The 21573-nt window shown below is 65.0% G+C and carries 21 protein-coding genes; 4 read left to right on the forward strand and 17 right to left on the reverse strand.

Features of this window, described 5'->3' with window-relative positions; genetic code table 11:
• Window positions 1-2: 2 nt before the first annotated feature.
• From XF30_RS32155 to XF30_RS32185, 7 genes are all read right to left on the reverse strand, one after another.
• A complete protein-coding gene (locus tag XF30_RS32155; protein WP_109144920.1) occupies window positions 3-707 on the reverse strand; it encodes an ABC transporter ATP-binding protein in 705 nt (234 codons plus the stop codon).
• A gap of 3 nt (window positions 708-710) precedes the next feature.
• Window positions 711-1478 carry an ABC transporter ATP-binding protein gene (locus tag XF30_RS32160; RefSeq protein ID WP_036037489.1) on the reverse strand — a complete coding sequence of 256 codons (768 nt, stop codon included), beginning with the start codon at window positions 1476-1478 and terminating at the stop codon, window positions 711-713.
• Window positions 1479-1490: 12 nt separating this feature from the next.
• On the reverse strand, window positions 1491-2801 hold the full coding sequence (locus XF30_RS32165; RefSeq protein ID WP_036037487.1) for an ABC transporter substrate-binding protein: 1311 nt from the start codon (window positions 2799-2801) through the stop codon (window positions 1491-1493).
• A gap of 93 nt (window positions 2802-2894) precedes the next feature.
• Window positions 2895-3599: a hypothetical protein gene (locus XF30_RS32170; protein ID WP_036006647.1), complete on the reverse strand. Its 705-nt coding sequence runs from the start codon at window positions 3597-3599 to the stop codon at window positions 2895-2897.
• Between the two features lie 30 nt (window positions 3600-3629).
• Complete coding sequence (locus XF30_RS32175; protein ID WP_036006644.1) at window positions 3630-4655, reverse strand: ABC transporter substrate-binding protein; 1026 nt, start codon at window positions 4653-4655, stop codon at window positions 3630-3632.
• Window positions 4656-4807: 152 nt separating this feature from the next.
• Entirely contained in the window at window positions 4808-5596 is a 789-nt protein-coding gene (locus XF30_RS32180) for an ABC transporter permease (RefSeq protein ID WP_036006641.1), read from the reverse strand.
• Window positions 5596-6414 carry an ABC transporter ATP-binding protein gene (locus XF30_RS32185; protein WP_036006639.1) on the reverse strand — a complete coding sequence of 273 codons (819 nt, stop codon included), beginning with the start codon at window positions 6412-6414 and terminating at the stop codon, window positions 5596-5598. The genes XF30_RS32180 and XF30_RS32185 overlap by 1 nt, the downstream gene beginning before the upstream one ends.
• A gap of 278 nt (window positions 6415-6692) precedes the next feature.
• Between XF30_RS32185 and XF30_RS32190 the strand changes: the two genes are divergently transcribed.
• Both XF30_RS32190 and XF30_RS32195 read left to right on the forward strand, forming a co-directional pair.
• Window positions 6693-7475, forward strand: coding sequence for an ATP-binding cassette domain-containing protein (locus XF30_RS32190; protein WP_109144921.1), 783 nt, complete (start codon window positions 6693-6695; stop codon window positions 7473-7475).
• Window positions 7472-9028 (forward strand): ABC transporter permease/substrate-binding protein, encoded by a 1557-nt coding sequence (locus tag XF30_RS32195; protein WP_109144922.1) that lies wholly within the window; start codon window positions 7472-7474, stop codon window positions 9026-9028. The genes XF30_RS32190 and XF30_RS32195 overlap by 4 nt, the downstream gene beginning before the upstream one ends.
• Window positions 9029-9098: 70 nt before the next feature.
• Here the strand turns inward: XF30_RS32195 and XF30_RS32200 are convergent, their stop codons facing one another.
• Together XF30_RS32200 and XF30_RS32205 are read right to left on the reverse strand one after the other, a co-directional pair.
• Window positions 9099-10811 (reverse strand): sulfatase-like hydrolase/transferase, encoded by a 1713-nt coding sequence (locus XF30_RS32200; protein WP_109144923.1) that lies wholly within the window; start codon window positions 10809-10811, stop codon window positions 9099-9101.
• Between the two features lie 210 nt (window positions 10812-11021).
• Entirely contained in the window at window positions 11022-11675 is a 654-nt protein-coding gene (locus tag XF30_RS32205; RefSeq protein ID WP_225173547.1) for a TetR/AcrR family transcriptional regulator, read from the reverse strand.
• A 105-nt stretch (window positions 11676-11780) separates the two neighbouring features.
• Between XF30_RS32205 and XF30_RS32210 the strand changes: the two genes are divergently transcribed.
• The gene (locus XF30_RS32210) at window positions 11781-12401 is read left to right on the forward strand and encodes a hypothetical protein (protein WP_109144925.1); all 621 of its coding nucleotides are present in this window, start codon (window positions 11781-11783) and stop codon (window positions 12399-12401) included.
• A 226-nt stretch (window positions 12402-12627) separates the two neighbouring features.
• Here the strand turns inward: XF30_RS32210 and ilvC are convergent, their stop codons facing one another.
• The 8 genes from ilvC to miaA form a co-directional block, all read right to left on the reverse strand.
• Window positions 12628-13647 (reverse strand): ketol-acid reductoisomerase, encoded by a 1020-nt coding sequence (gene ilvC, locus XF30_RS32215; RefSeq protein WP_036006621.1) that lies wholly within the window; start codon window positions 13645-13647, stop codon window positions 12628-12630.
• Window positions 13648-13780: 133 nt separating this feature from the next.
• Entirely contained in the window at window positions 13781-14383 is a 603-nt protein-coding gene (locus XF30_RS32220; protein ID WP_036006650.1) for a LysE family translocator, read from the reverse strand.
• An 8-nt stretch (window positions 14384-14391) separates the two neighbouring features.
• The gene (locus XF30_RS32225) at window positions 14392-15267 is read right to left on the reverse strand and encodes an EamA family transporter (protein ID WP_036025003.1); all 876 of its coding nucleotides are present in this window, start codon (window positions 15265-15267) and stop codon (window positions 14392-14394) included.
• A gap of 49 nt (window positions 15268-15316) precedes the next feature.
• A complete protein-coding gene (locus XF30_RS32230) occupies window positions 15317-16012 on the reverse strand; it encodes a class I SAM-dependent methyltransferase (protein ID WP_036006616.1) in 696 nt (231 codons plus the stop codon).
• 3 nt (window positions 16013-16015) lie between these two features.
• The gene (gene ilvN, locus XF30_RS32235) at window positions 16016-16558 is read right to left on the reverse strand and encodes an acetolactate synthase small subunit (protein WP_018640841.1); all 543 of its coding nucleotides are present in this window, start codon (window positions 16556-16558) and stop codon (window positions 16016-16018) included.
• Window positions 16559-16581: 23 nt separating this feature from the next.
• Window positions 16582-17553 carry a threonine dehydratase gene (locus XF30_RS32240; protein ID WP_109144926.1) on the reverse strand — a complete coding sequence of 324 codons (972 nt, stop codon included), beginning with the start codon at window positions 17551-17553 and terminating at the stop codon, window positions 16582-16584.
• A gap of 4 nt (window positions 17554-17557) precedes the next feature.
• Window positions 17558-19333: an acetolactate synthase 3 large subunit gene (locus tag XF30_RS32245; RefSeq protein ID WP_109144927.1), complete on the reverse strand. Its 1776-nt coding sequence runs from the start codon at window positions 19331-19333 to the stop codon at window positions 17558-17560.
• Between the two features lie 327 nt (window positions 19334-19660).
• Complete coding sequence (gene miaA / locus XF30_RS32250; protein ID WP_109144928.1) at window positions 19661-20602, reverse strand: tRNA (adenosine(37)-N6)-dimethylallyltransferase MiaA; 942 nt, start codon at window positions 20600-20602, stop codon at window positions 19661-19663.
• Window positions 20603-20613: 11 nt separating this feature from the next.
• Between miaA and serB the strand changes: the two genes are divergently transcribed.
• On the forward strand, window positions 20614-21519 hold the full coding sequence (gene serB, locus XF30_RS32255; protein WP_109144929.1) for a phosphoserine phosphatase SerB: 906 nt from the start codon (window positions 20614-20616) through the stop codon (window positions 21517-21519).
• Window positions 21520-21573 lie beyond the last annotated feature (54 nt).

Below are 21573 nucleotides of genomic sequence, written 5' to 3' on the forward strand. Positions count from 1 at the left end.
CATCACACCCCGAGATAAGCTTCCTTGACCGTGTCGCTCGCCAGCATCTCGGCCGAGGTGCCGGAGGCGCGGATCGTGCCCGCCTCGATCAGATAGGCGCGGTCGACCACCTTCAGCACCTGCTGCACGTTCTGCTCGACGATCAGCACCGTCAGCCCGCTGGCACGGATCCGCTTCACCAACTCGAACACCTGCTGCACCACCACCGGCGCGAGCCCCGCCGAGGGTTCGTCGAGCAGCAACAGTTTCGGATTGGACATCATCGCGCGGCCGATGGCGCACATCTGCTGCTCGCCGCCGGACATGGTTCCGGCCATCTGGTGACGGCGTTCCTTCAGGCGGGGGAACAGGTCGAACACCACCTCCAGCCGCTCGGCGTAGTGGTCCCGCGCCTCCTTCATGAAGGCGCCCATCTTGAGATTGTCGTCGACCGTGAGCTGCGAAAACAGCCGCCGGTTCTCCGGCACATGCGCAATGCCGAGGCTGACGATCTTGTGCGACGGCGTCGCGACGAGGTCAACGCCCTCCATCCTGATCGATCCGCGCGAGGGACGGATCAGGCCGGAGATGACGCGCATCAGGGTGGTCTTGCCGGCGCCGTTGGGGCCGATGACGCCGACGGCTTCGCCGCCCTTCACGTCGAGGTTGACGTCGAACAGCGCCTGGAAGGTGCCATAGCCGGCATTGAGGCCGCGAAGCTCCAGCATCACCTAGCCCCCTGCGCGGCGGCGCGCTTCGGCGGCCGCGGCCTGCGTGGTCTCGGCGTCGGTGCCGAGATAGACCTCGATGACGCGCGGATCGCCCGCGACCGCGCTCGGCAGGCCTTCCGAGATCTTCTCGCCGTGATCGAGCACCATGACGCGGTCGACCACGCGCATCAGGACGCCCATGATGTGCTCGACCCAGATGATGGTGATGCCGAGCTCGTCGCGGATGTTGCGCAGCATGTCCGCAGCCTGGTCCATCTCGGCCTCGTCGAGACCGCCGAGGCTCTCGTCGGCGAGCAATAGCTTTGGCGCGGTGGCGAGCGCCTTCGCCAGCTCCAGCTTCTTCAGCCCCGCTGCGCCAAGCCCATCGACGCTAGCATGGCGATCGGTCGGCAGGCCGACCATCGCCAGCGACCGCTCGGCCGCCTCCTCCGCCTTGGCGCGGCTGTGGCGGCCCTGGCCGTAGAAGCCGGCAAGCGCAACGTTCTCGAAAATGCTGAGGCGGCGGAACGGCCGCGGGATCTGAAAGGTTCGCCCGATGCCGCTGTTGATGATCCGGTGCGGCGCAAGGCCCGCAATCTCGTGCCCGGCGAACAGGATCGATCCGGAGGTCGGCGCCAGCGTGCCGGACAGCATGTTGAAGATCGTGCTCTTGCCCGAGCCGTTGGGACCGATCAGGCCGAGGATCTCACCCTGATCGACCCGGAACGAGACGTTGTTCACGGCGGTGAAGCCGCCAAACCGCTTCACCAATCCGCTGACTTCCAACACCGCAGAACCCCGCTATTGGTTGCTATAGGTGGTGCCCTTGGGCAGCGGCAGCACGGCCTCGCGCTGCGCCTGGCTCTTGGGCCACACCACATAGGACTTGTCGTCGACGTATTGGATCACGACCGGGAACGAGCGCTCGTTCTGGCCGGCCATTGGCGAACCCTCGCCGTGGAATTTGACGCCGAAGCCGAGCATGGTGCCGCCTTCGGGTATGTCGGTGTCCAGTGCTGCCTTGCGCAGGGAGTCGGGATCTACGCCGCCATACTTCTTGATCGCTCGCGGCAGCACGTCGTTCAGGAACAAATAGGTGTTGGACGCAGCCATGCCGACATGGGCCGAACGGATGGCGACACCCGGCTTGCGCTTGTCGAACTCCTCGCCGACCGCCTTGATGATCGGCGGCAGCTTCGGATCCATGCTCTTCTGGTTGGCGAGCCAGATCGAGATCGGATCGGTGTTGAAGACATAGTTTACGTCGGCGCCCAGGCCTTCCTTCAGCTTCTCATAGACCCCGTAGCCGGCGCCATGTCCTACCAATGCGCCGAACTTCAGCCCCTGTTCGCGGGCTTGCCGGAGCAACAGGGTGATGTCGGGATTATAGCCGGTATGGAATACCACATCCGGCTTGGCCCGCTTCAGCTTGGTGACCAACGCAGACAGATCCGGGGCCGTCGCCGAATAGCCCTCTCTGAGCACGATGTTGAAGCCGGCCTTCTTGGCACCGGCCTCGTTGCCTTTGGCAACGTCGACGCCGTAGGCGCCGTCCTCGTGGATGATGGCGACCCGCAGGTCCTTCGGGTCCTTGCCCAGCTTTTCCTTCGCATTCTGCGCGATGAAGTCCATCGTCATCATGCCGAACTGGTCGCCGGAGGCCTGCGGTCGAAACACGTATTTGTAGTTCTTGTTCTCCAGCACTGCCGACGAAATGCAGGTCGTGATCCACATGAACTTCTTCAGCTGCTCGACCCGCGCTGCCACCGGCACGCATTGCGCCGAGGAGAAGAAGCCGAGCAGCATGTCGACCTTTTCCTGCTCGATCAAACGGATCGCTTCATTGATGGCGATATCCGGCTTGCTCTGAGCATCGGCATAGATCGCCTCGATCTTGTAGCCTTCGACGTCTTTCGCGCTGTACTGATCCAGCATGATCCTTGCGCCGGTATATTGCAGCTCCGAACCGCCGCCGGCGAGCGGGCCGGTCAGATCGTAGATGACGCCGATCTTGAGCTTCTTCTCTTGAGCCGCGGCAGACACCGCCAAGCCCGTCGCTGATATCGCGACCAACAGCCCACGTACCAAGCGGGCAGCCATGCGCAGGCGCATCAAAACCTCCCTGGACGATTTGTGCATTGCATTCTTGGTGCAATTCTTCGGCCCATCACATGGGCTGCGCGCGGCGATGTCAAGCCTCGCGCATCAGCGCGCTGCGAACTGCTGCTCGACGAAGGCCGTGACAAATCGCGGCATGGACGGCCTGAGATCGCTGGTCCCGCGCACGAGATGAATGGCGGACAGCTCCGGCTCGATCTCGCGCGCAAGGTTGGCTTCGATCCTGGCGCGGGCCGCATCGCCCGGCATGTCCAGGTTGATGACCTGCAACATTGCGATCGTGGGGCCGGTAACCACGCAATGCCAGCCGGGCTGGATCCGATAATCGGCCGCGGTCAGGCCGGTCTCCTCGCCGAGCTCGCGGACGACGCTGCCGGGGATGTCGAGCGCGCCGTCCCTGACGTCGTCGAGATCAGGCGTTCCCGAGGGGAAATAGATGCGGCCCGCATTGGCGGTGTGGGGCGCCATCTCGCCCATGATGAAGGTGCCGTCGGAGGCGCGCAACGCGCCCATGCCAAAGCCGTTGAACACGGCCTTGTCGGGAAAGCCCCAGTCGCGCCAGGCGAGAAAGCTTGCGAAATCGGTCTCGAAATAGGTCGCCCTCAGGTAACCGTCGCTGAACACAGCGTCGCGCCCGAGCAGGATGCGGCCGTTCCAGATCTTCGGCCGCTCGCGCTGCTTCTCGGCGAAATGCGCCGCGATCTCGGCGCGGCGCTCCTCGGCGAACGGCCAGACGATCGGCCGCACGGCAAGATCGAGCGTCGCGACGCGATGAATGACCGGAGACTTCATGACGGGTCGGTTACCACGCCTTCGCGTCGGCTATTTGACGCTCCCGGTGGTCTTCTTGGCCTGCTCGACGAATTTGTTGGTGAAGGTCTTGCTGACGTCGATCTTGGCGTTCGCCACCTCGGGCGAGCCGACGCTGAACACTGCAAGCACGGCGTCGGCGCCCTTCGGGTCCATCTTGCCGGTCTCGGAATACATCGGGATCGTATTCTTCAGTGCGGCAAGATAGAGGTCCTTGTTCTTGCCGACGGTTTGCTCGGGCATCTTCGCCATGATCTCCTCCGGCGTATGCGAATGGATCCAGGCGAGCGTGGCGAGGATCGCATTGGTGAGCGCCTGCGCCTCCTTCTCATGGCCGTTGATCCAGGCCACGGTCGAATACAGCGCGCCGCCCGGATATTCGCCGCCGAACGTCTCCAGCGTGTCCTTCTGGGTACGGGTGTCCGAGAGGATACGCAGATCCTTGTGGCTGCCCTGCAGCACGGTCACGGACGGATCGAGCATCACCGCCGCGTCGATCTGGCCCTGCTCCATTGCGGCCACCGCAGTGGCGCCGAGGCCCACCCCGATCACGGCGACGCTGGTGGGATCGAGCCCGTTCTTCTTGAGCATGTATTTCAGGAAGAAGTCGGTGGAGGAGCCGGGCGCACTGACGCCGACCTTCTTGCCGGCGAGATCCTTGACCGACTTGATGTCGTTGGTGCGCGAGGGCGCGACCACCAGGACGAGGCCGGGATAGCGGTCATAGACCACGAAGGATTGCAGCTCCTGCTTCTTGGCGGCGAGGTTGACGCAATGGTCGAAATAGCCGGAGACCACGTCGGCGCTGCCGCCGAGCACGGCTTTGAGCGCATCCGAGCCGCCCTTGAGGTCGACGAGCTCGACACTGACGCCGGCCTTCTCGTATTCGCCGAGCTGCTTGGCCAATACCGTCGGCAGATAGCACAGGCAGGAGCCGCCGCCGACCGCGATGGTGACCTTGCTTTGCGCCGCGGCAAGCGAGGTGGTGAGCGTCAGCGCGAGCAGTGCGCCGGCGAGCCTGGCAATCGTGTTCTTCATTGGTTTCCTCCGTTCGGCCGCCGGCACCATAGAGCAGCGGGCCTGGCTTGAGAAGCTCCGCCTGAGCGGGCTGGCCATCAGCCCCTCGGCGCAATAGCGGTGCCCAACACACGTCCGCGATCGCATCGACGCGATCAAAATAGACCTGCTTCCTACCCCCGCCCGTCCGACGCGGCCGGCCGCCACACCAGGAGGCGCCGCTCCACCAAGGTGACGCCGAAATCGATCAGGATGACGAAGGCCGACAGCACGAACATGCCGGCGAACACGCCGGCGACATCGAAGATGCCCTCGGCCTGCTGGATCAGATAGCCGAGCCCGGCCGCCGATCCCAGATATTCGCCGACCACCGCGCCGACCACGGCGAAGCCGACGGAGGTATGAAGCGACGAGAACATCCACGACAGCGCCGACGGCCAATAGACATGCTGCATCAGCTGCCGCTCGCTCATGCCGAGCATGCGGCCGTTGTCGAGCACGGTCCGGCTGACCTCCTTGACGCCCTGATAGACGTTGAAGAAGACAATGAAGAACACCAGGGTGACGCCGAGCGCGACCTTGGACCAGATGCCGAGCCCGAGCCACAGCGCGAAGATCGGCGCCAGCACGACACGCGGCAGGGCGTTGACCATCTTCACATAGGGGTCGAACACCGCGGCGACCAGCGGCTGGCGCGCGAACCAGAAGCCGACCAGGACGCCGCCAAGCGATCCGATCACGAAGGCGAGGATCGATTCCGCGAGCGTGATGCCGAGGTGCTTCCAGATCACGCCGGAGGCGAACCATTTCACGATCTGGCTGAACACGTCCAACGGGTTGGAAAAGAAGAACGGCGGCAGCAGGATCTTGCCGAACACGGGAACGGTCGACAGCACCTGCCACAGCACCAGGCCGACGACAGCGACCAGGATCTGCAGCGCAAACAGCGTCGTGCGCGACATCAGACCACCTCCGCCGCCTGAGTGGACTGTGCGTACCCCTTCATCACCTCGTCCTTCAGCACGCTCCAGATCTCGCGATGGAGCGCATGGAATTCCTTGTCGAGGCGCACCTCGAAGATGTCGCGCGGGCGGGCCAGGCCGACGCGCCAGTCACCGATGATGCGCGAGGACGGCCCCGCCGACATGATCACGACGCGGTCGGCGAGCGCGATGGCTTCTTCGAGATCGTGGGTGACGAACAGCACGGCCTTGCGGTCGGCACTCCACAGATCGAGCAGCAGATTGCCCATGACCTGGCGCGTCTGCGCATCGAGCGGCCCGAACGGCTCATCCATCAACAGGATCTTCGGATCGCGGATCAGCACCTGCGCCAGCGCCACGCGCTTGCGCTGGCCGCCCGAAAGCATGTGCGGATAGCGGTTCGCGAAGGCGCCGAGGCCGACGGCGGTCAACCATTTCTGCGCCTGCGACAAGGCCTCCGTGCGCGGCGTGCCCTTGACCTCGAGTCCGATCGCGACATTGTCGAGCGCAGTCTTCCAGGGGAACAGCGCATCAGCCTGGAACAAATAGCCGGCATCCCGATTCAGCCCCGCCAATGGCTGGTCGAAAATCCTGACGCTGCCCGCGGCGGGCTTGAGCAGGCCCGCCGCGACGTTGAGCAGCGTCGATTTTCCGCACCCTGTGGGCCCGACAATGGCGACAAACTCGCCCTGTGCCACCGCGAGATGGGCCTTCTCCACCGCCGTATAGACCCGGCCGTCCCCCAGCCGGAACGCAACCTTGGCATCTTCCAGCGCCACTGCCGTGGGCGTCGTCATGTGCTTCCTCCAACTCAGGCCGATGCCTTAGCCGCTCGTGCGGCCAAGTTCAATCAAGCCGCCAAGCGTGCTACGCATGGGGACTTGCCGTGCTCTCACCCTCCCCTGGAGGGGGAGGGTCGGTGCGCATGAAGCGAAGCGGAATGCGAACCGGGGTGGGGTGACGGTTTCTCCGCGTCGAATACTGCCCGCGTCGACAGATCACCCCACCCCGCTCGCGCTGCGCGCGATCGACCCTCCCCCTCGGGGAGGGTAAGAGAAAAGAGAGCTCTCCCACGATGTCTTCCAAGCTGGCGATCAGCTACCAGCACGTCACCAAGCGCTTCGGCTCCCTTGCAGCCGTCGATAACGTGTCGCTCGACATCGCGGCGGGCGAGTTTGTGGCGATCGTCGGCGGCTCGGGCTCGGGCAAGACCACGCTGCTGCGGCTCGCCAACCGGCTGATCGAGGCCGATAGCGGCACCATCACCGTCGAAGGCGAGGACGTGCAGAATGTCGATCCGGTCGCGCTTCGGCGCCGGGTCGGCTACGTCTTCCAGAGCGGCGGGCTGTTTCCGCATCTGAGCGTCGCCGACAATATCGGCATCACGCCGAAGCTGCTCGGCGAGCCGGCTGCGGCCGTTGCAGGCCGCGTCGACGAGCTGCTGGAGCTGGTGCAGCTCGACCGCGCAACGCATCGCGACCGGCTGCCCGAGGCGCTCTCCGGCGGCGAGCGCCAGCGCGTCGGCGTGGCGCGGGCGCTCGCGGCAAGGCCCCGCATCGTGCTTATGGACGAGCCGTTCGGCGCGCTCGATCCCCTCACCCGCGATGCGCTCGGCGACGACTATCGCGCGCTGCACCGCAAGCTCGGCCTGACCACCGTGATGATCACCCATGACATGACCGAGGCGATCCTGCTCGCCGACCGCATCGCGGTGATGCGCGGGGGACGATTGCTCGCGCAGGGTACGGCTGCGGAGCTCTCGAGCAGCAGCGACGATTACGTGCTCGAACTGTTGCGTACCCCGCGGCGCCAGGTCGAGCGACTGAATGCGTTGCTGCCGGTGGGCGGTGCGGCATGAGCCTCTTCACCGATCCGCGCTGGGGCGAGGCGCTGTCGCATCTGCCGGACTACCTCGGCAATCATGTGCGGGTGAGCCTCGCCGCCCTCGCGCTTGGCCTCGCCGTGAGCTTGCCGCTGGCGATCTTGACGCGCAATCGTCCGGCGCCACGCAGCATCCTGCTCGCGTTGGCCAGCATCGTGCAGACCGTACCCGGGCTGGCGCTGCTCGCGCTGTTCTATCCGCTGCTGCTGCTGGCTGCATCCGTCACGCTGGCCTGGTTCGGAATATCCTTTTCGGCGTTTGGCTTCCTGCCGGCGATGCTGGCGCTGGCGCTCTATTCGATGCTGCCGGTGCTGCGCAACGGCATCACCGGCCTCAACGGCATCGATCCCGCGCTGATCGAGGCTGCCGAGGGCGTCGGCATGACCGCGCGGCAATCGTTGCTGATCGTCGAGCTGCCGCTCGCGCTGCCGGTGATGATGGCCGGCATCCGCACCGCGGCGGTGTGGGTGATCGGCACCGCGACGCTGTCGACGCCGATCGGGCAAACCAGCCTCGGCAATTACATTTTTGCCGGCCTCCAGACCCAGAACTGGGTCTTCGTGCTGTTTGGCTGCGTGGCTTCCGCCCTGCTCGCGCTTGCGGTCGACCAGCTGCTCGGCCTGATCGAGAACGGCCTGCGCCGCCGCAGCCGCGTGCGCAGCGGCCTCGGGGCGCTCGGAATCGCGGCGCTAGTCGCAGCAACGCTGGTGCCGACCATGGGGCGCTCGTCGTCAGGCTACGTGGTCGGCGCCAAGACCTTCGCCGAACAATATGTCCTGTCGGCGTTGATGAGGGACCGCCTCGAGGCGGCGGGCCTCGCGGCGACCGCGCGCTCCGGCCTCGGCTCCAGCGTGATCTTCGGGGCGCTGAAGGCCGGCGACATCGATCTCTATGTCGACTATTCCGGTACGCTCTGGGCCAACCAGCTGCATCGCACCGACATCAAGCCGCGCGCAGAACTGGTGGCGGAGTTGAAGACGGCGCTCGCCAAGGACAACATTATCCTGCTCGGCGAGCTCGGCTTCGAGAACGCCTATGCGCTGGTGATGCCAAGACGACGCGCCGATGCGCTCGGCATCCGAACCGTCGCAGATCTCGCCGCACATTCGGCCACGCTGTCGATTGCCGGCGACTACGAGTTTTTCTCACGCCCCGAATGGGCTGCCCTGCAGAAGGCCTATGGGCTGCAGTTCCGCGCCCAGCGCCAGATGCAACCGGACTTCATGTATGCGGCCGTCGCCAGCGGCGAGGTCGACGTCATCGCCGGCTACACCAGCGACGGCTTGATCGCCAAATACGAGCTCACGGCGCTCGACGACCCCAAACGCGCGATCCCGCCCTATGACGCCATCCTGCTGCTTGCGCCGAAGCGCGCCGGAGACGAGCGACTGCAGGCGGCGCTCAAGCCATTGCTCGGCAAGATCGACATCGCCACCATGCGCGAGGCGAACCTGCGCGCCAGCGGCAATGATGCGAATTCATCGCCCGATGCTGTGGCGAAGTGGTTGTGGGAGAAGATCAAACAGTAGGTCCGCCGCCGCTTGATGAGCACCTCAGGGGTGACGGTCGAAGAGTTGCGTCCGCGATCCAAGCGAGAGGCTACAGCCCCCGGATCATCCCCGCGTCGATCAGCAGCCGGTTCAGCCGCCGCGCCTCGGCGCCATCCTTGCAGCCGTAAAAGATGCCTTTGCAGCGGAGCATGATCTCCTTCTGCTCGGCAAAGGACGGGTCGAGCGGGATGCCGGCGGCTTCCTGAACCACCAGCGGCAGATAGGGACCGTCAATCGTGTCCATCACGGCCTGGCTTCCGACCGGTTCGAAATTGATGGCGTCGATGGCATAATAGGTCGCGTAGAGGCGCGGATCGTAGGCGTCGAGCTTCTTGCCGATGGCGCCCTCGTCGAGCCCGGGCTCGAGGATGGCAGCCGCAAACTCCGGCTGATGATCGCCGTAGCGCACGATCAGGAATGGCTCGCCGGGAAAGGTCTTCTTCAAACCGGCAACGAACGCCTTGTACTGTTCGGCGCTCATAGTCTGGCGGCGCAGATATTCATCGATGGACGGCACATTGCCCGGCGCGCGCCAATTCGGCAGCAGATCGGGACGGAAGCGGGTCTCCCAGGGGAAGTGGTTGGCACCGAGATAGATGAAGGCGAACAGCGGCTTGTTCGGCGGCTGCTGGCCGATCAGCTGAAGCGCCTTGTCGTAGAAGAAGCTGTCGGGCTCGACACCCTTGGCGCCCAGATCCTTGGAATCGAGGAAGCGCTCGATTCCCGTCGTCATCTGGAAGCTGCGCGCGCCCATGAAGCCGCCATGGGCGGGATAGAGCGACAGCGTGTCATAGCCGCAGCGGCGCAGCGCCAGCGGCAGGCCGCGCTCGACCCGGTTCGAGGCGATGCGCGTGACGAAATAGGCGAAGCGGCCGAATGAACGCGAGGAAAGCCCTGCGAGCACGTTATACTCAGTGAACCAGCTCGGCCCGCCATTGCTCTCGGCGAGGAACGTGCGCTGCTTGCCGTCCCACGATTTGAAATAGTCGCCATAGCGCGGCGGCACCTTGATGCCCTGGGCGGCGCGGATGTCGAAGCTCGATTCATCATGGATCATGATGATGTTGGGCCGGCGGCCAGCCGGGTGGCAGGCATCGACCAGCGGCATGTTGAGCCGCTCGCCGGTCGAAGCAGACGCCTCCATGAAGCCGTATTGCGCAAAATCGGAGACGGCCGTGACGCCCGAGCGGAAGAATTTCGAGAGATAGCCGTCGTCGTAATAGCCGCGCCAGGCCTCGTCCGGGTGATAGAGCGAATAGCAGACCAGGGCGGCAAGGCAGGCGAGCTTGCAGGCGAGCGCCGGCAGGCGGCGGATGCGGAACGGATCGAGCCACCACAGCGCATACATCAGCGGCAGCGTGACCAGACCGGCCAGGATCACCGACCAGCGTAAGTTCGGGAAGATCGTGAACAGGAACGCGACGGAGTCGCGGTCGATCATCATCAGGTCGATGAAGTTGACCGTCATCTGCACGACGTCGTGCTTGAGCCGCGACAGCAGCACCAGCACGACCACCATGGTCAGCGACAGCGCACCCGACAGCGCGGGACGACGCAGCAGCATGATCCAGAAGAAGTTGAGGATGCCCCAGGCCAGCGCGAAGGACAGGCGCGAGCCGAAATCGGTCTCGGTCTCGTACATCAGGGCGAGTGCCGCCAGATGCGGCGCTGCAACCGCGAGCAGCCGCCAGATGCCGAGCGCGGCGACACTCGCCAGCACGGCCGTCGTGGCAGAAGGACCTGGATTGGGCGCGGACGCCATCGACGACACGCAACTTCTGGTCCGGCGCGGTGATGCCAAGCCTGGCTGGCCGACCCAAAAACAGCCAGGGCGTCCGGAGCAGCCGGAAGCCTGCACCGTGTCATAAAACTGTAACGGAATGATCAAGGAGAGGCAACGCGCGGCGCGGTCCGACCTTCGCTTAATGTTAGCGGGCTGCGCCGTACGGCATCGACCAGAGCCGCTGGCCCGCTAGGGCTTTGCGATACCTGCGATGAACAGGTCGATCACCCCCTCCGCCATCCGCTGGATCTCGCCCTCCCCGACGCCCCAGCGCGGGAAATGGCCGTCGAGATTCATCCGAGCGAAACCGTAGACGAGGGCGCGCCCGGCGACCTGGATACGCTTGAGGTCGGCCGACCGCAGCAGGCCTTGCTCTGCCGCGTCGACCAGCATCTGCTCCGTTAGCGCGATCAGCTCGGCGTTGTCTCGTGTCAGGTCCGGCGAGCTGCCATGGGCAAAATAGCGCCCGGTCGAGATGATCTCGAAATGCGCGGGATTGCGCATGGCCCAACGCAAATAGGCGAGACCGAAGGCGCGGAAGCGGGCGAGCGGGTCGGCGGCCGGAGCCTCGCGCAGCGCCGCATCGATCTCGGCGCGAAAGCGCCGCTGCGCCTCCTCGGCCGCGGCCGCCATGAGCGCATCGCGGTTGGGAAAGTGTCGGAATGGCGCCCCCGGCGACACCGCGGCCCGGCGCGCGGCCTCCCGCACCGAGACTTCGGCGCCTTCCGCTGCGAGTTGCAGCGCAGCATCGATCAACACGCGGCGGAGGTCGCCGTGATGGTACGGCCGGGCTTCGGTGGCAGGGCGGCGGGCGCGCGGCTTGGACGGCTGATGGACAGGCATGGATCTTTCTAGCCTCACCCGAACGTGAATGTAAGCAATGATTACACCGTTGACGGCGCCTTCAACGCCAAATGTAATCGATGATTACATAGGGAGGAGATCGCCATGTCCGAACGTCGAAGCTGGCTCGAAGGCTGGCGGCTGCTGGCCGTTCTCTGCGTGAGCCTCGTCGCACTCAGCCTATGGATCGCCTCGATGCGGCAGTTCGAGGTCGAGGGCGTGCGCACGGTGATCCGCTTCACGGCGCGAAGCTCGCTCCTGTTGTTCTGCCTCGCGTTCAGCGCCGCGGCGCTGGCGCGGCTGTGGCCCAATGCCTGGACGCGCTGGCAGAAGCGCAACCGTCGCTATCTGGGCCTCAGCTTCGCGGCCTCCCACGCCATCCACGCGGCGGCGATCATGACGTTTGCCGGGATGGATCCGGCCGGATTTGCCGAGGCCACCTCGGCAGCCTCCTACGTCTTCGGCGGCATCGGCTACGGCTTCATCATCGCAATGGGCGCGACATCGTTCGACCGCACCGCCGCACTGATCGGCCCGCGCGCCTGGCGGGCCCTGCACCTTGTGGGCGGCTATTACCTCTGGCTCCAGTTCATGGTCTCGTTCGGCAAGCGCGTGCCGACGATGCCGCTCTATGCCGTCTTCCTGCTTCCGCTGCTCATCGTGCTGGCGCTGCGCATGATTGCGATGGCCCGCGATCCGCGTGGGCAGACCGTCCCGGCGAGCTGATGCGACGCCGTATTTGGCAGGAGCCGAGCCGCTCAACTGCGCTTCAGGCCGCGGAAAGAATGAGCGAGCGATGTCTCGCCGAGACGAAAAGAGCGAGACCGCTGTTTGCGATCTCGCTCGACCATAGCCGCCAAGGTCCAAGATTTGGCTTGGCGAGCGAAGCTTGAATTTCGCTCGTCATTCCGGGGCGCGCGCTGAGCGCGAACCCGGAATGACGGCGCAGACGTCAGTTCTTGCTCTTGTCGACCAGCGCGCCCTTCTTGATCCAGGGCATCATGTCGCGCAGCTTCGCGCCGACTTCCTCGATCGGGTGCTCGGCGAGCTTGGCACGGGTCGCCTTGAACGAGGTCTGGTTGACCTTGTTCTCGAGCATCCAGTCGCGGGCGAACTTACCGCCCTGGATGTCGGCCAGAACCTTGCGCATCTCCTTCTTGGTCTCGTCGGTGATGATGCGCGGGCCGGTGACGTACTCGCCGTACTCGGCGGTGTTGGAGATCGAGTAGTTCATGTTGGCGATGCCGCCTTCATAGATCAGGTCGACGATCAGCTTCACTTCGTGCAGGCACTCGAAATAGGCCATCTCCGGCGCATAGCCGGCTTCGACCAGGGTCTCGTAGCCGCCCTTGATCAGCTCGACCAGGCCGCCGCAGAGCACCACCTGCTCGCCGAACAGGTCGGTCTCGCACTCTTCCTTGAACGTGGTCTCGATGATGCCGGCGCGGCCGCCGCCGATGGCGGAGGCGTAGGACAGGCCGAGGTCGTGGGCGTTGCCCGAGACGTCCTTCGCAATTGCGATCAGGCAGGGCACGCCGCCGCCGCGCTGATATTCCGAGCGCACGGTGTGGCCGGGGCCCTTCGGCGCGATCATCAGCACGTCGAGGTCGGCACGCGGATCGAGCAGGTTGAAGTGAACGTTGAGGCCGTGCGCGAACACCAGGGCAGCGCCCTTCTTCATGTTGTCGTGCAGGTGCTCGCGGTAGATGTCGCCCTGGAGCTCGTCCGGGGTCAGCATCATGACGAGGTCGGCCCATTTGGCAGCTTCCGCAACTTCCAGCACCTTGAAGCCGGCGGCTTCCGCCTTCTTCGCCGAAGCCGAACCCTTGCGCAGCGCAATGGCGACTTCCTTTACGCCGGAATCCTTCAGGTTGAGCGCATGGGCGTGACCCTGGCTGCCGTAGCCGACGATGGCGACCTTCTTGCCCTTGATCAGGTTCAGGTCGGCGTCGCGATCGTAATAAACACGCATAGGTCGTTTCCTCGTTCAGGGCCGAAATCGGCCAATGGTCAGTGTCCGAAGGGTGAAATTTGCGGATTTCGGGGGCTGTCTAGAGCATTTTCAGCCCTTAGGGAAACCCGTTTCTGCATGGAAATCCGCGACATCATGCATCCATGAAAACGGGGTAGAGGGAGGCCAGCAGCAGGATCGCCATCAGGATGTTGAAGGCGCGGACCAGCCGCTCGGAAGTCAGAACCGGCCGCAATGCGGTACCGAATAGCGCCCAGACCACCGTCGAGACCGTGCCGACGACGAGGCTGATCACGGTCTGAATGGCGATGTTGAGCGGGAATTGGGCGATCGCCGCATAGGCAGTGATGGTGCCGATCACGATCACCCAACCCTTGGCATTGATCCACTGGAACATGGCCGCGCCCCAGAAGGTCATGGGGCCGCGGCCATTCTCCTCGCCCGGCTTGGCCGGACCGGCCATGGCGATCACAGCGGCGAGATAGATCAGATAGGCGGCACCGGCATATTTCAGGATGGTCTGGAGGATCGGATAGGCCAGGAACACGGAGCCGAGCCCGAGGCCGACCGCGGCGACCATGAAGGCGAAACCGAGCACGATGCCGACGATGTGCGGGATGGTGCGCCGGAAGCCGTAGGTCAGGCCGGAGGACAGCAGCATGATGTTGTTCGGCCCGGGCGTGAAATACATCACGACCATGAAGACGAGGAAGGCGTAGAGCAGCGAGTACGTCATCATCACCCTCACGCAGTCTTCGGTAGAACTTGCGGGCGCTTCGCCAGCACCATCACGGCGATCCCAAAGATCACGGTCAGCATGCCGGCGAGGCGCAGCGGCCCGAACCGTTCGCCGAACACGATGCTGGAGGCCGCCGAGCCCACGAACGGCACCAGCAGTGCGAACGGCACCACTTGTGCAGCCGGATAGTCGCGCAAGAGGCGGCCCCATAGCCAATAGGCGATGCTGGTGGAAATGCCGCCGAGCATCAGCATGCAGAGCGCCGATGTGAGCGACATGTGCGTCAGCGACGTCCAGGTCGGCGCCGGACCGTTGGCGATCAGCGCCAGCACGAACAGCGGCACGGCCGAGGCGAGGCAGAGCCAGGCGAAGAGATCGAACATCGGCACGCCGCGGGCGCCGCGCAGCAACAGATTGCCGATGGCGAAGCTGAGCGGCGAGACCATCAGAACCGCGAAGGCGCCGACGCTGAAATCATAGCCGACGGTGCCGCAGATCATCAAAAGGCCCGCCGCGGCAACGACGATCCCCAGGGTCTGCACCGGCGTCGGCCGCTCACCGAACGCGAGCACGGCAAAGCCGATCGTGAACAGCGCCTGGCTCTGCACCACGACGGAGGTCAAACCCACCGGCACGCCGTGGGCGATACCGTAAGCCTGAGACAGGAACTGGCCGAGGAACAGCGTGAAGCTGATCGCGATCAGCAGTGACCAGGCGACCTTCGGCTTGGAAATGAACAGGCACGGCACCGCGGCGATGGTGAAGCGCAACGCCGTCATCAGCTCCGGCGACAGCTCGTCGAGCGCGATCCGGCTCGCCACGAAGGCAAGCCCCCAGATGATCGCCACCATGACGGCGATGAGGATGTCGGCCGGCTTCATTGTTGTTTCCGGTTCTGCTTTGTCTCGCAGCCCTGTTTGTTGTTCTGGTCTAGCCTTGCTCGCCGGCTTTCGGTTTCCGCAGCAGATACGTGCCGTGCATCGGCGCGTGGTAGTCGGCCGCGACCAGGGTGAAGCCGACGTCGGTCAGCATCCGCTCCATCACCCAGCCGAAGGTGGAATATTCATCGCGCATGTGAGTCACCACGCCCTCGCGGGAGAAATCGTGGTTCTTGATCTGGAAGTCGGCCCATTGCTCGACGTCACGCTCGATCGCGTCGGGCATCGATGAGTAAACGATGTCGCGGAGATAAAATGTCGCCCCGGGCTTGAGGGCGCGAAAAATCCGCGACATCGCCACCGCCTTCCAGAAATCCGGCAGGTGGTGCAGCGTGAACTCGCTGACGATGAGATCGTAGGATTCCGGCCGGTAGGCGAAGCTGAGCAGGCCGGCGGATTGGGTGCGCACGGGCGCCTTGCGGTCGCGGGCGTAGATCTCGGCGAGCGCCAGCATGGCCGGCGAAATGTCGATGGCGTCGACGTCGGCCCCCATCAACGCCGCTTCGGTGGCGAGCACGCCGTTGCCGCAGCCGATATCGGCGATGCGCCAGCCGCGCTGGACCCCGAGCATCTTCAGCGCGGCGCGCGCGCGCAGATCGGCATCGTCATGGTTGTCGTAGATCGAGGCCACAGCGGGCTCGATCCCCATCCGGTTCCGCTCGTTGTAGTACCAGTCGCGCGCCAACATGGCTCACATCCCTTCAGGCCCGCGACCTATCGCGGCAACACCCGTGCGCGACACCTCGACGAGGCCGAGCGGGCGCATCAGATCGATATATTGATTGATCTTGTCCGTATTGCCTGTGATCTCGAACACAAAGCTCTCGGTGGTGGCGTCGATCACACGGGCGCGGAACGCATCCGCCAGCCTGAGCGCCTCGACCCGATGCTCGCCCTGCCCGCGCACCTTGACCATCGCCAACTCGCGCTCGATCGAGCGCTTGGTCTGGGTCATGTCGACGACCTGGTACACCGGGATCATGCGGTCGAGCTGGTTCTTGATCTGCGCGATCACCATCGGCGTGCCCGTGGTGACGATGGTGATCCGCGACAGATGCTTCTGGGCCTCGGTCTCCGAGACCGTGAGGCTCTCGATGTTGTAGCCGCGCCCCGAGAACAGGCCGATGACGCGCGCGAGCACGCCCGGCTCGTTCTGCACGAGCACCGCAAGCGTATGCGTCTCGTTGGGATCGTGACGGTCCTCGATGAAATAGGCGGATGCGGGCTGGTTCATTGTCGTCCCCTCTTGTCTCTCCGTCACGCCGTCGCCGGCGCGTCCGTCCCGACCCAACGGCGGAACAGATCGAAATCGATATTGCCGCCGGACAGCACGAGACCGACGCGCTTGCCCTTCAGCTTGCTCTTTTCCTGCAGCGCCGCCGCCAGCGCGGCGGCGCCGGCGCCTTCGGCGAGATTGTGCGTGTCGGTCCAATAGGCGCGGATCGCGAGCGCGATCTCATCGTCCGTAACCTGGACGATGCGCGAGGCGCCCTTGCAAACAAGCGCAACAGCTTCCGCGTCCGGAAAGCGTGTCGCCACGCCATCGGCCAGCGTATCACTGGTCTCGGTCGTTACGACCTTGCCGGCCGCGAACGAAAGCGCATATGACGGCGCCTCGGTCGATTGCACACCGACGATCTCCGTCTTCAGGCCCAGCAAGTCGCGCACCAGGATGCAGGCGCTGATACCGGAGCCCTGCCCGATCGGAACGTAGAGCACGTCGAGATCGGGCACCGCGCGGAACAGTTCCAGTGCGTAGGTCGCCACCCCCAGCACGAGGTCAGGGTGGAACGACGGCACCATGTGCAGGCCTTCGAACTGCGCGCGGCGCCCGGCTTCTTCGCGCGCCAGCTGGAAATCGTCGCCGTGCTCGACCAGATCGGCGCCGAACGCGCGCATGGCATGGTTCTTCTCAACCGAATTGCCTTTTGGCACATAGATCACGGCGGGCACGCCGTGACGCCGCGCCGCGAAAGCAAGACTCTGGCCATGATTGCCGCGGGTGGCCGAGATGATGCCCGGCACGTTCGGCCGCTCTCGCTTCAGCCGATCGAGATAGACCAGGCCGCCACGCACCTTGAAGGCGCCAGTCGGCGTGTGGTTCTCGTGCTTGACCACGACCGCGGTGCCGAGCCGGCGGCTGAGCAACGGCCAGGCATGCGCCGGCGTTGCCGGCACCGCCTGCCCCACGATCGCATGTGCGCGCTCGAGTTCGTTCAGGTCGAACATGGCCTCACACCAGCGCCTTGCCGCCGGCGAATGCCTTCGCGGTCGCTTCGTCGTTGGCCTGCTCCGGCAGCAGCATCTCGTTGTGCGCCTTGCCGGAGGGGATCATCGGGAAGCAGTTTTCGAGCGCCGCGACGCGGCAGTCGAACAGCACCGGGCGCTTGACCGAGATCATCTCCTTGATGGCGCCATCGAGATCGGCCGGCTTGTGCACCTGAAGCCCGACGGCGCCGTAGGCCTCCGCGAGCTTGACGAAATCCGGCAGCGCTTCGGAATAGGAATGCGACAACCGGTTGCCGTGCAACAGCTGCTGCCACTGGCGCACCATGCCCATGTATTGGTTGTTCAGGATGAAGATCTTGATCGGCAGCTCGTACTGAACCGCCGTCGACATTTCCTGCATCGTCATCTGCACCGAGGCATCGCCCGCAATGTCGATGACGAGGCTGTCGGGATGGGCCACCTGAACGCCGACCGCGGCCGGCAGGCCGTAGCCCATGGTGCCGAGACCGCCGGAGGTCATCCAGCGATGCGGCTCCTCGAAGCCGTAGAACTGCGCCGCCCACATCTGATGCTGGCCGACCTCGGTCGTGATGTAGGTATCCTTGCCGCGCGTCTGCTCGAACAAGGCCTGGATCGCGTGCTGCGGCAGGATGACGTCGTTGCTCTTCTTGTAATAGAGCGAGTTGCGGGCGCGCCATTGCGCAATCTGCTGCCACCACGACTTGATGTCAGGCTTCTTCGCCTCCGCCTTGAACACCTGGAGGATGTCGCCGAGGACGTTGCCGCAATCGCCGATGATCGGCACGTCGACGCGGATGTTCTTGTTGATCGAGGACGGATCGATGTCGATGTGGATCTTCTTCGAGCCGGGCGAAAACGCATCGACGCGGCCGGTGATGCGGTCGTCGAAGCGCGCGCCGACGCACAGCATGACGTCGCAATCATGCATGGTCATGTTGGCCTCATAGGTGCCGTGCATGCCGAGCATGCCGAGCCAGTTCTTGCCCGACGCCGGATAGGCGCCGAGACCCATCAGCGTCGAGGTGATCGGGAAGCCGGTGACCTCAACCAGCTCGCGCAACAGCTGGGTCGCCTCGCGGCCGGAATTGATGACGCCGCCGCCGCTGTAGATCACGGGACGCTTGGCGTTCGCGAGCAGCGAGACCGCCTTGCGGATCTGCGTCGCATCGCCCTTCACGCGCGGCGCGTAGGAGCGGTGCACGTCGGACTTGCGCGGGGGATGGTAAGTGCCGGTGGCGAACTGCACGTCCTTGGGAACGTCGACCAGCACCGGGCCCGGACGGCCCGAGGTGGCGACGTAGAAGGCCTCATGCAGCACCTTGGCGAGATCGTTGACGTCGCGCACCAGCCAATTGTGCTTGGTGCAGGGACGCGTGATGCCGACGGTGTCGCATTCCTGGAACGCGTCGTTGCCGATCAGATGCGTCGGCACCTGGCCGGAGATACAGACCAGCGGAATGGAGTCCATCAGCGCATCCGTCAGCGGCGTCACCATGTTGGTGGCGCCGGGGCCGGAGGTCACGAGCGCAACGCCCGGCTTGCCGGTGGAACGCGCATAGCCCTCGGCGGCATGGCCCGCGCCCTGTTCGTGGCGGACCAGGATGTGCTGGACCTCGCTCTGCTGGAAGATCTCGTCATAGATCGGAAGCACCGCGCCGCCGGGATAGCCGAAAATGTCGGTCACGCCGTGATCGATGAGTGCGCGGACGATCATCGCGGCGCCGGTCATCTGGTTCGGATCGTGGCTCTTGTCGCTCATTGGCTTGCTCCGGATGCGCTGTTGTCAGCGGCTTCATTCGTGTCGGGTTCGGGAAATAAAAAGGGCCCCGAAGAGGGCCCATGCACACCGCCTGTCATGTGGATGGCAGCTAGCCACCCCCGGCGGTGTGCCTGGGTACGACGGCGATAAGGAGTTTGGTAATAATGTTACGCATGGCGGCGCTCGGCTTCCCAAAGGTTGCGCGAAACATAGCGGCCAAACCTTGGATGTCAAGGCAATGCGGCCGTTCCCGCGCGATTTCGGCAGTGTAGCGGTGTTCCCCGGGTTCGGCGAGAGGTAAATTCGGGAACCCGGCACAAAAGCGCGTCAGTCGGGGCGCCGTTCCGCCGGCACGGCCGCGGCGAGCCATCCGCTCGCTTGCTCCGGCCTCACCCATTCGAAGTCCGGCAGCTGGTGCCGGAACCAGGTGAATTGCCGCTTGGCGTAATGGCGCGTATCGGCGCGGCCAATGCTGGCGGCCTCCTCCAGGCTGAGCTCGCCGCGCAGGTGCCGGATCAAGGATGGCACGCCATGAGCCTTCATGGCCGGCAGCAGCGGATCGAGATGCCTGGCGGCCAGCCGCTCGACCTCCTCGAGCGCGCCGGCGCCCAGCATGGCATCGAAACGGGCATCGATGCGGGCATAGAGCTCGTCACGTTCGGGCGCGAGGAAGACCGCGCGAAATCTGTCCTTGGGCAGCAGCGGTGGCTGTCCCTCCCGCTGCCAATCGAGCAGCGAACGGCCGGTTGCCTCGATCACCTCGAGCGCGCGCGCGATGCGGGTGCGGTCGCGCAGGTTCAATCGCTCGGCCGCGCGCGGATCGCGGCCTGCGAGTTCCGCGTGCAGCGCTTCGACGCCGTTCCGTTCCAGCCGCGCGCGCACATCCTCGCGCAGCTCGGCAGGGATCGGCGGCACCACGGAGAGACCTGTGGTCAGCGCCTTGAAATAGAGCCCGGTGCCGCCGATGAAGATCGGCAGCCGTCGCTGAGCCCTCGCCTCGTCGAGCGCCTTCGCCGCATCGCTTACCCAGGCACCGGCCGAGAAATTCACGGCGGCATCGACGTGGCCATAGAGCCGATGCGGCACGAGCGCCTCGTCCGCTGCGGTCGGCCGCGCCGTGATGATGCGGAGGTCACGATAGACCTGCATGGAATCGGCATTGATGACGACGCCGCCGGCGGCACGCGCAAGCTCCAGCGCCAGCGCCGACTTGCCGCTGGCGGTCGGGCCTGCGATAAGCACGGCCTTGCTGGAATACCCCTCGCTCACGAAAACCTCAAATGTCCCTCGTCGCCACGCTGATCTGCAACCCTGACAATCCCGCGCTCGACTCGACCATCGTCGATGGCACCCGCGCCGTGCTGCCGCAGGCGGCGCCCGCGCACTGGCTGTTCGACGGGGTTGCGGTCGACATCCCCTTCGGCGCGGACAGTAACCTCGAAGGCGACCGCAACGCCATCGAGCAGCGGCTCCGCGAGCTCCGCGGCGATTTGCCCATCGACATCGTCGTGCAGCCTGTCGGCTTCCGGCGCAAGAAGCTTTTTCTCGCCGACATGGATTCCACCATGATCGGCCAGGAATGCATCGACGAGCTCGCCGATTTCGTCGGGGTCAAGGCGCATGTCGCTGCCATCACCGAGCGTGCGATGCGCGGCGAGATCGAGTTCGAGCCGGCGCTGCGCGAGCGCGTCGCGCTGCTCAAGGACCTGCCCGCCAGCGCGGTCGACGAAGTCCTGGCCAAGCGCATCACGCTGACGCCGGGCGGCCGCGAGCTGGTCGCCACCATGCGCGCGAACGGCGCCTATACCTGCCTCGTCTCTGGCGGCTTTACGCTATTCACGAGCGCGGTCGCCGCCAAGATAGGTTTCCAGGAGAACCGCGCCAACGAGCTCGTCGTGCGCGACGGCAAGTTCACCGGGGAAGTGAAGGAGCCGATCCTGGGCCGCGCGGCGAAGCTCGCGACCTTGGTGGACCTGATGGAATCGTTCGATCTCGACGACATCGACTCGGTCGTGGTCGGCGACGGCGCCAACGATCTCGCGATGATCCAGGCCGCAGGTCTGGGCGTGGCCTATCACGCCAAGCCGGCGGTGGCTGCCGCCGCGGCCGCGCGGATCGATCACGGCGATCTCACCGCGCTGCTGTATGCGCAGGGGTATCGGCGGGACGAGTTCGTGGAGGGGTAAAGCCTCCCCTCTCTCTGTCATCGCCCGCGAAGGCGGGCGATCCAGTATTCCAGA

This window comes from Bradyrhizobium sp. SUTN9-2, from assembly GCF_003122645.1.
GTDB classification, from domain to species: domain Bacteria; phylum Pseudomonadota; class Alphaproteobacteria; order Rhizobiales; family Xanthobacteraceae; genus Bradyrhizobium; species Bradyrhizobium yuanmingense.

What these genes read in the sequence shown, in the direction of transcription:
- XF30_RS32155 (WP_109144920.1), bottom strand. Translation starts at nt 707, where the DNA reads ATGCTGGAGCTTCGCGGCCTCAATGCCGGCTATGGCACCTTCCAGGCG.
- XF30_RS32165 (WP_036037487.1), bottom strand. Translation starts at nt 2,801, where the DNA reads ATGCGCCTGCGCATGGCTGCCCGCTTGGTACGTGGGCTGTTGGTCGCG.
- XF30_RS32170 (WP_036006647.1), bottom strand. Translation starts at nt 3,599, where the DNA reads ATGAAGTCTCCGGTCATTCATCGCGTCGCGACGCTCGATCTTGCCGTG.
- XF30_RS32175 (WP_036006644.1), bottom strand. Translation starts at nt 4,655, where the DNA reads ATGAAGAACACGATTGCCAGGCTCGCCGGCGCACTGCTCGCGCTGACG.
- XF30_RS32180 (WP_036006641.1), bottom strand. Translation starts at nt 5,596, where the DNA reads ATGTCGCGCACGACGCTGTTTGCGCTGCAGATCCTGGTCGCTGTCGTC.
- XF30_RS32185 (WP_036006639.1), bottom strand. Translation starts at nt 6,414, where the DNA reads ATGACGACGCCCACGGCAGTGGCGCTGGAAGATGCCAAGGTTGCGTTC.
- XF30_RS32190 (WP_109144921.1), top strand. Translation starts at nt 6,693, where the DNA reads ATGTCTTCCAAGCTGGCGATCAGCTACCAGCACGTCACCAAGCGCTTC.
- XF30_RS32195 (WP_109144922.1), top strand. Translation starts at nt 7,472, where the DNA reads ATGAGCCTCTTCACCGATCCGCGCTGGGGCGAGGCGCTGTCGCATCTG.
- XF30_RS32200 (WP_109144923.1), bottom strand. Translation starts at nt 10,811, where the DNA reads ATGGCGTCCGCGCCCAATCCAGGTCCTTCTGCCACGACGGCCGTGCTG.
- XF30_RS32205 (WP_225173547.1), bottom strand. Translation starts at nt 11,675, where the DNA reads ATGCCTGTCCATCAGCCGTCCAAGCCGCGCGCCCGCCGCCCTGCCACC.
- XF30_RS32210 (WP_109144925.1), top strand. Translation starts at nt 11,781, where the DNA reads ATGTCCGAACGTCGAAGCTGGCTCGAAGGCTGGCGGCTGCTGGCCGTT.
- ilvC (WP_036006621.1), bottom strand. Translation starts at nt 13,647, where the DNA reads ATGCGTGTTTATTACGATCGCGACGCCGACCTGAACCTGATCAAGGGC.
- XF30_RS32220 (WP_036006650.1), bottom strand. Translation starts at nt 14,383, where the DNA reads ATGACGTACTCGCTGCTCTACGCCTTCCTCGTCTTCATGGTCGTGATG.
- XF30_RS32225 (WP_036025003.1), bottom strand. Translation starts at nt 15,267, where the DNA reads ATGAAGCCGGCCGACATCCTCATCGCCGTCATGGTGGCGATCATCTGG.
- XF30_RS32230 (WP_036006616.1), bottom strand. Translation starts at nt 16,012, where the DNA reads ATGTTGGCGCGCGACTGGTACTACAACGAGCGGAACCGGATGGGGATC.
- ilvN (WP_018640841.1), bottom strand. Translation starts at nt 16,558, where the DNA reads ATGAACCAGCCCGCATCCGCCTATTTCATCGAGGACCGTCACGATCCC.
- XF30_RS32240 (WP_109144926.1), bottom strand. Translation starts at nt 17,553, where the DNA reads ATGTTCGACCTGAACGAACTCGAGCGCGCACATGCGATCGTGGGGCAG.
- XF30_RS32245 (WP_109144927.1), bottom strand. Translation starts at nt 19,333, where the DNA reads ATGAGCGACAAGAGCCACGATCCGAACCAGATGACCGGCGCCGCGATG.
- serB (WP_109144929.1), top strand. Translation starts at nt 20,614, where the DNA reads ATGTCCCTCGTCGCCACGCTGATCTGCAACCCTGACAATCCCGCGCTC.